12 protein-coding genes and 2 riboswitches are annotated in these 13,458 nt (G+C 55.0%); of the genes, 8 read left to right on the top strand and 4 right to left on the bottom strand.

Translation table 11 applies throughout. The features are described 5' to 3' along the window. The first annotated feature begins 115 nt into the window (after positions 1-115). The 7 genes from mug to GSQ62_RS04850 all read left to right on the top strand — a co-directional run bounded on the left by mug (position 116) and on the right by GSQ62_RS04850 (position 8,246). Complete coding sequence (gene mug / locus GSQ62_RS04880; RefSeq protein WP_202621842.1) at positions 116-673, top strand: G/U mismatch-specific DNA glycosylase; 558 nt, start codon at positions 116-118, stop codon at positions 671-673. Beyond that, the gene (locus GSQ62_RS04875) at positions 666-863 is read left to right on the top strand and encodes a hypothetical protein (RefSeq protein ID WP_161888465.1); all 198 of its coding nucleotides are present in this window, start codon (positions 666-668) and stop codon (positions 861-863) included. Before mug ends, GSQ62_RS04875 begins: the two co-directional genes overlap by 8 nt. 132 nt (positions 864-995) lie before the next feature. Next, positions 996-1,286 carry a hypothetical protein gene (locus tag GSQ62_RS04870; protein WP_161888464.1) on the top strand — a complete coding sequence of 97 codons (291 nt, stop codon included), beginning with the start codon at positions 996-998 and terminating at the stop codon, positions 1,284-1,286. Positions 1,287-1,820: 534 nt separating this feature from the next. Next, positions 1,821-1,922: riboswitch (SAM riboswitch) on the top strand. Between the two features lie 434 nt (positions 1,923-2,356). Continuing rightward, on the top strand, positions 2,357-4,489 hold the full coding sequence (locus GSQ62_RS04865) for a nitrite/sulfite reductase (protein WP_161888463.1): 2,133 nt from the start codon (positions 2,357-2,359) through the stop codon (positions 4,487-4,489). A 249-nt stretch (positions 4,490-4,738) separates the two neighbouring features. Continuing rightward, on the top strand, positions 4,739-6,271 hold the full coding sequence (locus GSQ62_RS21035) for a TSUP family transporter (RefSeq protein ID WP_161888462.1): 1,533 nt from the start codon (positions 4,739-4,741) through the stop codon (positions 6,269-6,271). A gap of 130 nt (positions 6,272-6,401) precedes the next feature. Beyond that, entirely contained in the window at positions 6,402-7,568 is a 1,167-nt protein-coding gene (locus GSQ62_RS04855) for a trans-sulfuration enzyme family protein (RefSeq protein ID WP_161888461.1), read from the top strand. 258 nt (positions 7,569-7,826) lie between these two features. Further along, complete coding sequence (locus GSQ62_RS04850; protein WP_161888460.1) at positions 7,827-8,246, top strand: OsmC family protein; 420 nt, start codon at positions 7,827-7,829, stop codon at positions 8,244-8,246. A 113-nt stretch (positions 8,247-8,359) separates the two neighbouring features. Here the strand turns inward: GSQ62_RS04850 and GSQ62_RS04845 are convergent, their stop codons facing one another. The 4 genes from GSQ62_RS04845 to GSQ62_RS04830 form a co-directional block, all read right to left on the bottom strand. Then, positions 8,360-9,637: a sulfate adenylyltransferase subunit 1 gene (locus GSQ62_RS04845; protein ID WP_161888459.1), complete on the bottom strand. Its 1,278-nt coding sequence runs from the start codon at positions 9,635-9,637 to the stop codon at positions 8,360-8,362. A 1-nt stretch (position 9,638) separates the two neighbouring features. Beyond that, positions 9,639-10,547, bottom strand: a complete 909-nt coding sequence (cysD, locus tag GSQ62_RS04840; RefSeq protein ID WP_161888458.1) for a sulfate adenylyltransferase subunit CysD — start codon at positions 10,545-10,547, stop codon at positions 9,639-9,641. A 92-nt stretch (positions 10,548-10,639) separates the two neighbouring features. After that, positions 10,640-11,359 (bottom strand): phosphoadenylyl-sulfate reductase, encoded by a 720-nt coding sequence (locus GSQ62_RS04835; protein ID WP_237586989.1) that lies wholly within the window; start codon positions 11,357-11,359, stop codon positions 10,640-10,642. Positions 11,360-11,699: 340 nt separating this feature from the next. Next, positions 11,700-11,802, bottom strand: a riboswitch (SAM riboswitch). A 144-nt stretch (positions 11,803-11,946) separates the two neighbouring features. Then, positions 11,947-12,666, bottom strand: coding sequence for a hypothetical protein (locus tag GSQ62_RS04830; protein WP_161888457.1), 720 nt, complete (start codon positions 12,664-12,666; stop codon positions 11,947-11,949). 164 nt (positions 12,667-12,830) lie between these two features. On the opposite strand from GSQ62_RS04830, the gene GSQ62_RS04825 reads away from it, so the two are divergent. Further along, complete coding sequence (locus GSQ62_RS04825; RefSeq protein WP_161888456.1) at positions 12,831-13,109, top strand: transposase; 279 nt, start codon at positions 12,831-12,833, stop codon at positions 13,107-13,109. The last annotated feature ends 349 nt before the right edge of the window (positions 13,110-13,458 follow it).

The following is a 13,458-nucleotide window of genomic DNA, read 5'->3' as shown; positions in this document are numbered from 1 at the left end:
AGAAAGTTTAAACATTGAATAAAAGGGTGCCATGCGGCGGGGCAGGCAGGCGACGCGGCCTCCTACAATACCCCTATGCTGTTGCAACAAGCACCCACAGGTAAAGATAAAAAGAATGATGCATATATATAAACCTACAGGAGAGGAAATATTAGCCGCCGCCGGAAAGTCGTTGCCGGACGTGCTGGCCCCACACCTGCAAGTGCTCTTCTGCGGCATTAATCCCGGCCTCTACAGCGCGGCCACCGGCTATCATTTCGCCCGCCCCGGCAACCGCTTCTGGCCCACCCTGTACCGGGCCGGCTTCACGCCGCGCCTTTTCCAGCCACACGAGCAGGGCGAACTGCTCACCTACGGGTATGGCGTCACCAACTTCGCGGCGCGGGCCACGGCGGCGGCGGCAGAACTGAGCCCGGCAGAACTGCGGGAGGGAGGGGAACTGCTCCGGCAGAAGGTGTTACTTTATCAGCCACAAGCCCTGGCGGTGCTGGGGATTACGGCGTACCGCACCGCCTTTGGGTTGCGCGGGGCAGTGCTGGGGCTGCAGCCGGAAAGAATCGGAGAGACGGAACTGTGGGTGCTACCAAACCCAAGTGGCCTGAACGCCCACTACCCGCCCGCTGCACTTGCCAGGGCATACGAGGCATTCAGACTGGCGCTGAAGTGTGATTAGACTAAAAGCAGTAAAACTAAAAGCCACTGCTGCGGATTATGCTCATAACCAAACCTTTTCTGCGGAGCAGGCTGCTGAGGGGGCGTGGCAGTTGCCCTGTATATGGGCAGAACAGCTTATTTTATATGAGAATATGGATCATGAAATTAGGGGTAAGGGTATAGAAGATTTAACTGTATATACATTATAATTACATTCACCCTTAAAATAATACTCTATACACAGATTTGAAATACTATTGCAATTATACGTTAACCAGTTGAACTATACTGCTTTCTGCCTTGTCTCCTTTATATAACCACTAAAATTTTTAAAGACTGCTATGAAGGAATTAGAAAGAATCGAGAAGGGACTCAACAAAAGCAAAACTTTACTCTACAAAGCTGACCAGCAAGGGCTTGCCTGCTCTTTTGTGAATGGGGGACTGGTGATTGATTCTTTCGTGATTCAGGATGATGTGCTGGCAGACGCTCTTTCCAAAAAAGGAATGAACGGCGTGGTGGAAGGAACGAACTTCGAGCTGCTGAAGAGCAATTACTCCTGGTTCTCCGTTCACGTGAAAACGAAGAGAGTCTACAGGCAGCTTGAGAAAGGCTCCGAAGCAATGGCTTAAACCTTACACTGAAACAGCTGCGCGCTGCAGGGCAAGCAGAGACTGTTTATATATCAGCAAAGGCCCTCCCCGTATACGGGGAGGGCCTTTGTGCATTTGCAGCGTAGAGATGTTTACGAAGGTGTGCCGGCATCACGTTGAACGTTGTTGACGCGAGTGTGCTGTTCATATGAGGTAGGGGCGTGGCCGCCGCCGGAATTTATCAAGACACTGCTTTTCCATATATAATCTTGTGTGGCTGGCAAGGTACAACTGACAGAGAAAGTTGTTTGGGCGGTGACGGCGCCATATATAGCCTGGCGGGCGGGGAGCGATGGAACAAAAAGCCGCCGATTTTGTTGATAAACCTGAAATTCAGGCCGCTGAGACGTAGGCCGCTGTCCGGCCAATCACCGCCTGTAACGCCCCTATGGCTGTGCAGCCATAGGGGCTGAAACGGGAGGAACGAAAATAATCTCCGGATTTTTATCAATTTGATATACAAGTGAGATTTATTTTTTACTTTTGTGAAGAATACTATTGCTACCCGCAATAAATTTATAGACGAAGAGGCGAGAGAACAGGCTCTTAGAACCTCTGGCAACCATCCTAACGGAAAGGTGCCACATCCTGCCCGACAAAGGGGAAATATAAATTAGAGAACCATGAACAAAACATCAGGCACTTTCCCATTCACCCGCTTTCCTCATCCTGACAATCTTGCCGCATCGCTGCCTGTGATGTGCTGTTGTTGCTGCCGTTCATCCTTCTAACTAAAGTGACGCCCGCCCGTGCCGGCACAGGCATGCCGCAGGAAGCAGGGGAACGCATCACCCGCCCATTTTTTAACAACACAGGAAGCGGCGCAGCCACAAGTTTATGACATCTACCATTGTCTCCTTTATCATATATAACAAAGCCTCCGGCCTTTTGCCCGACGGTGCGCGGCGCGGCACTTGTGGCTGTTGTTGAATGCCCCTGCCTATATGGCTGCCTCTGTGTGCTTTGCGGCAGGCACTTCTGGACCCTCATAATTTAAATAGCAACCCGAGCAGAAGCCTTGACCGGCTCATCCACTAAAATACTTTTGTATGCAAACCTTTAGATCCGAAATAGAGAACCCGATAGTTGAGAAGGATATCATTGAGCTGGAGAAGAAAATCCGCATGTACCGCACCGGCAAGATGCAGGAAGACAAGTTCAAGAGCCTGCGCCTGGCGCGCGGTATATATGGCCAGCGCCAGTTGGGGGTGCAGATGATCCGCATCAAGCTGCCTTTTGGCCGGGTCACCACAAAACAGCTTCTGCATATAGCCGGCATCTCGGATGAGTACTCTACCGGCAACCTGCACCTGACCACGCGCCAGGACATACAGCTTCACTTTGTGAGCCTGGACAGGACTCCCGAGCTCTGGACCCGACTGGATGAGGAGGACATTACCATCCGGGAGGCCTGCGGCAACACCGTGCGCAACGTGACGGCGTCGCCGGAGGCGGGCATCGACCCGAATGAGCCTTTTGATGTGTCGCCTTACGCCGATGCCACCTTCCGCTACTTCCTGCGTAACCCGATTTGCCAGGAGATGGGCCGCAAATTCAAGATTACCTTCTCTTCCAGCGACCGCGACACCGCCATGAGCTATATCCACGACCTGGGCTTTATACCTAAAGTGCAGGAGGTGAACGGAAAACTGGTGCGCGGCTTTAAAGTGGTGATCGGGGGCGGCCTGGGGGCACAGCCCATGCTGGCGCAGCCGATGTACGAGTTCCTGCCCGCCAACCAGGTGATTCCGGTGATTGAGAGTGTGATCCGGGTATTTGACCGCTATGGCGAGCGAAGCAACCGCAACAAGGCCAGGTTCAAGTATGTGATCAGCAAGATAGGGCTGGACGAGGTGATGCGCCTGATAAAGGAAGAGACCAGGGCGCTGAAAGTACACAGCTTTGAGGTGGATGAAACCGTGGACTTCACGCCTGCGCTCCCGGCCCCGAAAGCCATCCCGGATTATATCATTGAGAACACGGAAAAGTATGACGCCTGGCTCAAAACCAACGTCTTCGCCCAGAAGCAGGAGGGCTACTTTGGCATCTATATAAAAGTGCCGACCGGCGACATCAGCTCCGACACAGCCAGAATACTGGCTCCGTTGGTGCGCGACTTTGCCGGCGACGAGATACGCGTAACCCAGAACCAGGGGCTGCTGCTGAAGTATGTGAAGCAGGAGGCGCTGCCCTACTTCTTTGCGCAACTGGAGGCCCTGAACCTGGCGGAGCCGGGCTTCGACAGCGTGGCCGACGTTACCACCTGCCCCGGCACCGACACCTGTAACCTGGGTATTTCCAACAGCACCAATTTTGCCAAAGTGCTGGAAGACATCATCATCGGGGAGTACCCGGAGCTGATCTTCAACACCGACATCAAAATTAAGATAAGCGGCTGCATGAACTCCTGCGGACAGCACGGCATCAGCAACATCGGCTTCCATGGCTCGTCGCTGAAGAGCGGCAAAAACGTGTTGCCAGCGCTGCAGGTGCTGCTGGGCGGCGGCACCGTCGGGAACGGCGTGGGCCGGGCATCAGACAAAATCATCAAGGTGCCCAGCAAAAAGGCAACGGACGCGCTGCGCTACGTGATCAACGACTACTACGCGAACAAAGAGGACAACGAGCGCTTCAACGACTACTACGACCGGCAGGGCAAAAACTATTTCTACCAGCTGCTGAAGCCGCTGGCCGACCTGACCAACCTGACGCCGGACGACTTTATCGACTGGGGCCACCAGGAGGAGTACTCGACGGCCATCGGCGTGGGAGAGTGCGCGGGTGTGATGATTGACCTCGTGGTCACCCTGCTGTATGAGTCTGATGAGAAACTGGAGTGGGCCGCCGAGGCCCTGGAGGGCAAGCGTTTTGCCGATGCCATCTACTACGGCTACGGTTCGTTTGTGAGCACGGCTAAGGCGCTGCTGCTCGATAAGGGCCTGAAGGGAAATACCCAGATCGGCATCATCGATGATTTTGACGCAAATTATGTGGCGGAAGGCACGTTTGCCTTTGAGCCCAGCTTTAAAGAGACGGTGCTCCAGCTAAACCAGCATGAGCCGTCGGAGGCATTCGCCCGCGAGTATATAGGCCAGGCGCTGCTGTTTCTGCAGCAGGCCTCCAGCTACCGCCAGCAGCAGCGGCAAATGCCTTCGCCAAAGCCGGTAGAGCGTGGGGCGTAGGCAGGAATTTTGAATAACTGAATACTGATATCTGAATTCAATTATTCAGTATTCAGTTGCTCAAAATTGACTGAAGATGGCATCAGGAAGGTAAGATATATAGCAGGCGGTAAGAAATGATGCTGCCGCCGAAGCGGTCCTAAAGGCCATCGTGGGTAGGGCAGGTGCGGCAGGGCCAGCAGCCAGAAACAGGTGCAGGAACCGATAAACGCGTAGCACCTACCTCACAAAGGACGACATACGAGATACATGAGCAGTTCGCAGAATACAATACAAGACTCTCCCCCGGCTACGGTGCAGCCGGTTATCAACCCGCTGTTCCCCGTTTTCCTGAAACTGGAGCAACTGCAGACGCTGGTAGTGGGAGGGGGCAACGTAGGGCTCGAGAAACTCTCGGCCATCCTGGCTAACAGCCCGCAGGCGCAGGTGCTGCTGGTTGCCCCGGCCATATTGCCCGAAATTGAAGAACTGGCCAGCCGCCACCCGCTGGTGAGGCTCGAGAAGCGGGAATTCCGGGAAGAGGACCTGGCGGATCGTGACATTGTGCTGGTGGCGACGGACGATCATGTGCTGAACGTGACTATCCGGGACCTGGCGAAATCGCGCAAGATTCTCACCAACGTAGCTGACACGCCGCAGCAGTGCGATTTCTACCTGGGGTCTATCGTGCAGAAGGGCAGCCTGAAGCTCGCCATCTCCACCAACGGGAAATCCCCGACAGTTGCCAAGCGCCTGAAGCAGGTGCTGAACGAGGCGCTGCCTGATGAGATAGAGCAGGTGCTGGACAAACTCACCAGACTTCGCGCCCAGCTCACCGGCGACTTTGCTTACAAGGTGAAGCGCCTGAACGAGGTGACGGAGGTGCTGGTGGAGCCCAAAGCCCCTGTCGCCCGTAAAAAATCGAGGTACAGCACTACCGTTGTGCTGATGCTGGTGCTGGCGGCCATATCCCTGATGGTGACGGGGCACCTGCTCTTCAGCTATATCCCTTTCAGCACCATCGGCCACTTGGCCCTGGACGTGGCCGCGCAGGTCGACAGAGAGATCCTCATCTTTATACTGGCTGGTTTTGTGGCCCAACTCATCGACGGAGCCCTGGGCATGGCCTATGGCGTGAGCGCCACCACTTTCCTGCTGAGTTTCGGCATATCGCCGGTAGCGGCCAGCGCCAGCGTGCATGCCTCCGAGATTTTCACCTCGGGCGCCTCCGGCTGGATGCACCTTAAATTCGGCAACGTCAACAGCAAGCTCTTCAAGACCATTGTGGTACCCGGCGTGTTGGGGGCCATAGCGGGGGCTTACCTCCTCTTTACGCTGGAGGAGTACATCTACCTCATCAAGCCCATCGTGGCGGGATATACCCTGTTTCTGGGCATTCTCATTATCCGGAAGGTACTGAAGAAGCGTGTAAAGAAGAGCCCTGTGACGCGGCTTGGCATGCTGGGTGCTGTCGGCGGTTTTATGGATGCCATTGGCGGCGGCGGCTGGGGACCGATTGTTTCCTCGACGCTAATAGCGAAGGGCCGGCACCCGATGTACACCATCGGCTCCGTGAACCTGGCGGAGTTCTTCGTGTCCTTTGCCAGCTCGGCGGCCTTCATCTCGCTGGCAGGCATTTCACACTGGCAAATCATCATCGGCCTGATTCTGGGGGGCACTATCTCAGCGCCGCTGGGCGCCATGCTTGCCCGGAAGCTTCCGGTGAAAACCATGATGATCATCGTCGGCATTGTCATCATCATCGTCAGCCTGCGCATGATTTTCATGACCTTCTTCGGGTAGCATGCAAGTAGATGGCCAAATCCCTAGGGAGAAACGGCAGGCCATGCGTACCTTTGCCATATATAACCTAAGACTTTACCTGGCCACTGTCTGCCGATAGCGCGGTGCAGCCTTAACAAGCATATATAAAATGTCTGATAACGAAACAAAGGCCATCCGGCTGCAGGCCAAACGCAGCCATAACCGGGAGCACTCCGTGCCTCTTTACCTCACTTCCAGTTTTATTTTTGACAGTGCCGAGCAGGCCCGCGCCGTGTTCGCCGACGAAGAGGCGGGCAACATCTACTCCCGCTTCTCCAACCCGAACGTGGACGAGCTGGTGCAGAAAATGTGCTACCTGGAGAAGGCGGAAGACGGCTTTGCCTTTGCCACGGGCATGTCGGCGGTGTTTACCAGCATGGCCGCGCTGCTGAGCGCCGGAGACCACGTGCTGGCCGGTCGCGCCGTGTTCGGCTCTACGCACCAACTGCTCACCTCCATTCTGCCGCGCTGGGGCATTACGCACTCCTATGCCGACGCCGACAAGCCGGAGGAATGGGAGCGCCTGATTACGCCGCAAACCAAGATGATTCTGGTGGAGACGCCATCGAACCCCGGGCTGGAGCTGATTGACCTGGAATGGCTGGGTGAGCTCAAGCGGAAGCACAACCTGCTTTTGGTGGTGGATAACTGCTTTGCCACGCCCATTTTGCAAACGCCCATAGACTTTGGCGCGGACCTGGTGGTGCATTCGGCCACCAAGTACATCGATGGGCAGGGCCGGGTGCTGGGCGGCATGATAGTGGGGCGGCAGGATCTGATCAAGGAAATCCGCTTTTTCTCGCGCCATACCGGCCCGGCCCTGTCGCCGTTCAATGCCTGGGTGCTGTCCAAGAGCCTTGAGACGCTCTCGCTGCGTATCGACAAGCACTGCGAAAATGCAATGAAACTGGCGGAGACACTGGAAGGGAACCCGGCGCTGGAAGTGGTGAATTACCCGTTCCTGCCGTCGTTCGCGCAGTACGAGCTGGCTAAAAAACAGATGAAGCAGGGCGGCGGCATTCTGACCTTCGTGGTGAAGGGAGGCTATGAGGCAGCCAAGCGTTTTATGGACAACCTGCAGATGGCCACCATCACCTCCAACCTGGGCGACACCCGCACCATTGCCACGCACCCGGCCTCTACCACGCACTCCAAACTATCCCCCGAAGAGAAAGCCGCCACCGGTATTTCAGATGGTTTGATCCGGGTGTCTGTCGGACTGGAGAGCATCCAGGACATCATTGGGGACATCGAGCAGGCGCTGGCGAAGGTTTGATAGGTGGTTGTTAGTTGCTGATTGTCGGTTGTTGTTTGGTTTTCAGCAATGAAACAAATAAAAAGCATCAGTGGGCATTCTTCGCAATTGCCGTCTTTTTGCTGGTGCGAGCTTGCAGTTCGTACCTTATATATAGACGGGGGTACGAGCTGCAAGCTCGCACCCCCATCAAATTTATTCAATACCAGCTAAACAAGAGTGAGGCAGTAAAGGCGCATTTGCGCTGATACTCTGCCGATCAAAAGAAAGAAACCATATATGGAAGTTAACTTAGCACGCGTAGACCAGGATTTTCATTTCGCCGGAGTGGGTACTTCCGGAGTGGAGGTGCATATAGACGGCTCTCCTGAGATTGGCGGCCACAACGCAGGCGCCCGCCCGATGGAGCTGCTGCTGATGGGACTCGGCGGTTGCAGCGCCATCGACATCATCCAGATACTCAAGAAGCAGCGCCAGCAAATCGATTCGTTCCGCATTAAAGTAACGGCAGTGCGGGAGGCCGGGGCGGTGCCCTCCCTGTTCAAAGAGATTCATGTGCATTTTACGCTGAGAGGCCCGCTGGAAGAAGAGCGGGTAGGAAAAGCAGTCAGCCTCTCGATGGACAAGTACTGCTCAGTAGCCGCCATTCTATATAAAACCGCCACCATCACGCACAGCTTTGAAGTGGTGGCAGGCTGAGGAGCCAGCTATATATAAATCTATTCAGGCATATATAAAAGAGGCCGCTGCAGGATTACCCGCAGCGGCCTCTTTTATATATGGTTGGTCTAAGACCTCTCAGTGTCTATGCTTTAAATCATGTAATTGAGCTCACTCTCATGCGACACCGTAGCTACCATGCCAGCCCCCACCGTGGTGTAGGAAGTTTCATCTACCAGGATAAAGCCGCCGTTGGAGCGGTTCTTCAGGTACGGGTCCACCAGCAGGGGTGTGGCGGTGCGCACCTGCACACGGCAAACGTCATTTAACTGCACCTGGTCCACGTCCTCGATGCGGTCAAGGGTGTTTACATCCACCTTGTACTGTATCTGCCGGATAACGGCGCGCGTTTCGGTGGCGTTGTGGCGAAGCAGCAGCTTAGCGCCCGGCTTCAGCGCCTTTGCGTCCATCCAGCAAACCAGCGCCTCAAACTCCTTCGTCACGTCCAGTTCCTCTTCCTGCTTCACAATCACGTCGCCGCGGCTGATGTCCACGTCATCCTCCAGTTGCAGCACCACCGACTGCGGCGCAAATGCTTCCTCTAACACCTTGCCGCCCAGTTCCACCGACTTGACAGTAGATGTCTGGCCCGATGGCAGCACGATCACCTTATCGCCTTTGCGGTAGATGCCGCTGATTACCTTGCCGGCATAGCCCCGGTAGTCGTGGTGCTCGTGTGTGTGCGGGCGTATCACGTACTGCACCGGGAAACGGGAATCGTCCAGGTTAAAGTCCTGCGACACAGGCACCTGCTCCAGATGCTCCAACAGGCTCGGGCCGTTGTACCACGGCATGGCCGCGGATCGGTCCACGATGTTGTCGCCTTTCAGGGCGCTCACCGGAATAAACGTGATGTCTTTGGATGTCAGCTTCTTGGAGAACTTCCGGTAGTCCTCTACAATCTGGTTATATACGTTTTCATCAAAACCAACCAGGTCCATTTTGTTGATGCAGATAACCAGGTGCGGAATGCCCAGCAAAGAAGAGATGATGGAGTGGCGGCGCGTCTGCTCCTGCACGCCATGGCGCGCGTCTACCAGTATAATGGCCAGGTTGGAGTTAGAGGCACCCGTCACCATGTTGCGGGTATACTGGATATGGCCCGGCGCATCGGCGATGATAAACTTGCGGCGCGGCGTGTTGAAATACTTGTAGGCCACGTCGATAGTGATGCCCTGCTCACGCTCCGCCTTCAGGCCGTCCGTCAGCAGCGACAGGTCTACCTCGCCGTCCTCGTTTACCCTGCCGGAGCTTTCAATTGCCTCCAGTTGGTCTATGTATATCTGCTTGGTGTCGTACAGCAAGCGGCCGATGAGGGTGCTTTTTCCGTCGTCCACGCTGCCTGCGGTAATAAATCGTAATATATCCATCTTAAAAGTATCCTCCTTTTTTTCGGTCCTCCATGGCGGTTTCCGACAGTTTGTCGTCAATGCGGGTAGCGCCGCGCTCGCTTATTTTTGATTCTATGATTTCAGCGATCACCGAGTCGATGTCGAAGGCGATGGACTCCACGGCGGCAGTACAGGTCATATCCCCTACAGTGCGGAAACGCACCTGGCGCTTCACCACCTCGTCTTCCGGCTCGCGGTAAATAAAGTCCGACCAGGCCATCAGCTTGCCGTCGCGGATCAGGCAATCGCGCTCATGCGTGAAGTAGATGTTGGGCAGGGTGATTTCCTCACGCTTGATGTAGTTCCACACGTCCAACTCCGTCCAGTTGCTGATCGGGAAGGCGCGCACGTTCTCACCCAGGCTGATACGGCCGTTGTAGATGTTCCAGAGCTCGGGGCGCTGGCGCTTCGGGTCCCACTGGCCGAACTCGTCGCGTACCGAGAAGATGCGCTCCTTGGCGCGGGCCTTCTCCTCGTCGCGGCGGGCCCCGCCGATACAGGCGTCAAACCCGAATTCCTCGATGGTCTCCAGCAGGGTATAGGTCTGCAGGCCGTTGCGGCTGGCATAGCGGCCCACCGGCTCCGTGAGGTTCTGCTTTTTGATGGTGTCCTCTACGTGGCGCACAATCAGTTTCTCGCCCAGCCTCTCCGCCAGCTCGTCGCGGTACCGGATGGCCTCCGGGAAGTTGTGGCCCGTGTCGATGTGTACCAGCGGGAACGGGAACTTGCCCGGCCGGAAAGCCTTCTCGGCCAGACGCACCAGCGTGATGGAGTCTTTGCCGCCTGAAAACAGGAGAGCCGGTTTCTGGAACTGGCCCGCTACCTCGCGCATGATATGGATGGCTTCCGCCTCCAGCTGGTCGAGGTAATCTAAATATCTCTTCGTCATATTTTAATTGTTCAATTGCTGTATTGTTAAATTGTTGAAAATTCAGGTATATGCTTCCAACCATTTAACAATCAAACCATTTAGCCTTTTAATTAACGTGCGTGCAGCCCGCACTCTTTCTTGGAGTCGCTCTCCCACCACCAGCGTCCTGCCCGGAAGTCCTCACCCTCGGCGATGGCGCGGGTGCAGGGGGCGCAGCCGATGCTCACAAAGCCTTTGTCGTGCAGCGGGTTGTAGGGGATATGGAGCTGGCGCACGGCCTCACGCACGGCGTCGAAAGACCAGGTCAGGAGCGGGTTGTACTTGATCATCTGGAAACCCGGGTCCCACTCCAGCAGCTGCAGGTCGTGGCGGGCGTCGGACTGCTCGGCCCTGATGCCGGTAATCCAGAGTTGCACACCCTGCAGCGCGCGCTTCAGCGGCTCCACCTTCCGGATATAGCAGCACTGCTTGCGGTTCTCCACCGAAGCGTAAAAGCTGAGCGTGCCTTTCTCTGTCACCATCTGCTCCACGGCCTCGTGCTGCGGGAAAAAGACCTCTATCTTTTTGCCGTAGTGCTCGTTGGTTTTGTGCAGCAGGTTGTAGGTTTCGTTGAAGAGGCGGCCGGTGTCCAGTGAGAAAACGCGGATCGGCAGGTTGTTCTCGAATATATAATGCGTGATGAGCTGATCCTCGATGCCGAGGCTGGAGGAGAAAGCGATCTGCCCCGGAAACTGGGCGGCCAGTATGGCGAGGCTCTCTTCTATGCTTTTGCCCTCCAGCAGGCCGAGCAGGGCCGGCATCTTGGTTTCTAAAGCTGATATCTGACTCATGTTGAAATATTAAATCTTAGTGGGTGTTCGTATATATGCCTTGCCTATATCCCTGTGGTATAACCAGTTCCGTTGCTCGCCCGTGCAAATTAAGCCAAAGGGCGGCGTTGCCTGATGAATAACCGAAACAGCATGGGAAAAAGGAACACCTTGCGGCGCAAAAGTACTGAGGGGTTGCATCTGAGGCAACAGATCCGGCAAGTTAGCAGCACTGCATACAGCAGCAACAACAGTAAAAAGCAGGGGTGTTGCGGAAATATGCCGAGGCAGGAAGGGTGGCAGCAAGGTGGCTACCGGAAACAAAAGGCGATGTGTAAGCTGTAGTTTGCATTATATCTTAAATTTATATGCTCCCGCCCCGCGGGATAGGACTTGGCACCTTCCCAAACGGGTGGTTGCCAGAGGGTCTTGGAGCCTATTCTCTCGCCTCTTCTATATAAATTTTACTGACGCTCAGGTCAATTATTAGTCAATTCGTAATTGAAGTACAAATTTAAGGCTTTTTTTGTTCAACTGCCTACTATGTAAGCGAAAATAAATTAACCGGGGCAGCAAAACCGAAGGCGCCGCCCCGGCTTTGGCAGCCGTCAGGCGGACAGCCGGGCCACGTACTTCACCAGCGAACGCTTGGCGATGGGCAGCAGCGAGTGCTCCAGGGGCACCGGTATCCGAGACACCACGGCAAAGGTGGCGGGGTTTGGCAGCGCCTGCCGTTCGCGCAGCAGCTGCCCCTTCAGGTTTTCGTGCGTCTGGGCCAGCCCGCGGCGCACTGTCTGCAGCAGCTGTGTGTTTATGCCCCTGTACTTTTCGTACGCGTTCTCAAAAACGGTCATGCGGTATATATAAACATGCGTTTCCTTGCCCGGGAAAGCATCCAGGAACAGATAGCCTTCGTCGTGGTACATGGGCGTGATGCCGACGGGGCTGATTTCGAGGTGGCGCTCCACAAAATCATACAGTTCCTGCCCAGACGCCACCGTCTGGTTGAAGCGCGGCGCGGCGTACGCGATAATCTCCTCGATCTGCTGCATCGTTTCGTCGTCTTCCACAATCTTCTGGTACACCAGCTCCAGCTTTTCGAAATCGGCGCGGCTGATGCGCTTGGGGAACGTCTCGTAGACCAGTTGCTTGTGCTCCTTCACCTGCAGCAGGTGGCGGTAGTGCATGATCAGGTCCGACAAGACGGGGTAGAGGCGGCGCTGGCCGAACTCGGTTTTGGCGGCTTTGAGGTAGGCCAGCAGCATGTACTTTTTGTACTCAAAATCGATGAGCCCCTCTGTAAGCCAGTTGATAGGTAGGGTTTTCATAAGCCTCCAACTTAATAGATTTTTTCTAAGAAACTGTTTCAGAACCTAAATGGGGTGAATAAATAAAGTTCTCACTTTGGTTAGGAAAGTTGAACGACCAACTATTCAAAACCTAGGTGATCACCAACTAAAAGAAAGAAAAAGGGGGCAGATATCCAAGCGACATGAGTAAGAAGGGCTGGGAGAGATTCAAACAGGCCCTCCCAGTTGTAAAAACCCCCAGCAAGCGGGGCGGCCGGCCCCCCTGCGGATTTAACAGAAGCATTGAACGCTATATTCTATATGGTGAAAACGGCTGCAGCTGGCGCAGCTTGCCGCATGACTTTCCCCGCTGGCAAACGGTCTATGGCTACTTCAGCCAGTGGAGCAAGGACGGCAGTTGGGAGGCGATCAATGCTTTTCTGGGCGAGAAGGCGCGCGTCAAATCAGGCTGCACAGCATAGGCTGGTGCTGGCAGGTGGTGCTGCGCACAGACGGTGCGAAAGGCTTCAAAGTGCTGCCGCGAAGGTGGGTGGTGGAGAGAACCCTCGCCTGGATGCTACATGCCAGGTGCCTGGTAAGGACTATGAGAAAAACAGAGTGAACTACCAAAGCATGAGCTATATTGCCATGATTACAATACTTATTAAAAGGCTTTAGTAGGTTTTACAACAGCCTCTCAGATACACCTGTTGTATGTGAACGTTTTAAAATAGGTTTACTTACAGGCTGACTCTGAAGCCGGATACTTGAGCGCCAGACATCACAAAAAAGAAGAAGCGGGCTGTAAGGCCCGCTTCTTCTTTTAAAAGT

It is taken from the genome of Pontibacter russatus (genome assembly GCF_009931655.1).
Lineage (GTDB): Bacteria > Bacteroidota > Bacteroidia > Cytophagales > Hymenobacteraceae > Pontibacter > Pontibacter russatus.
The sequence above is the reverse complement of the archived record's forward strand: the minus strand, read 5'-3'. Positions and strand labels throughout refer to the sequence as shown.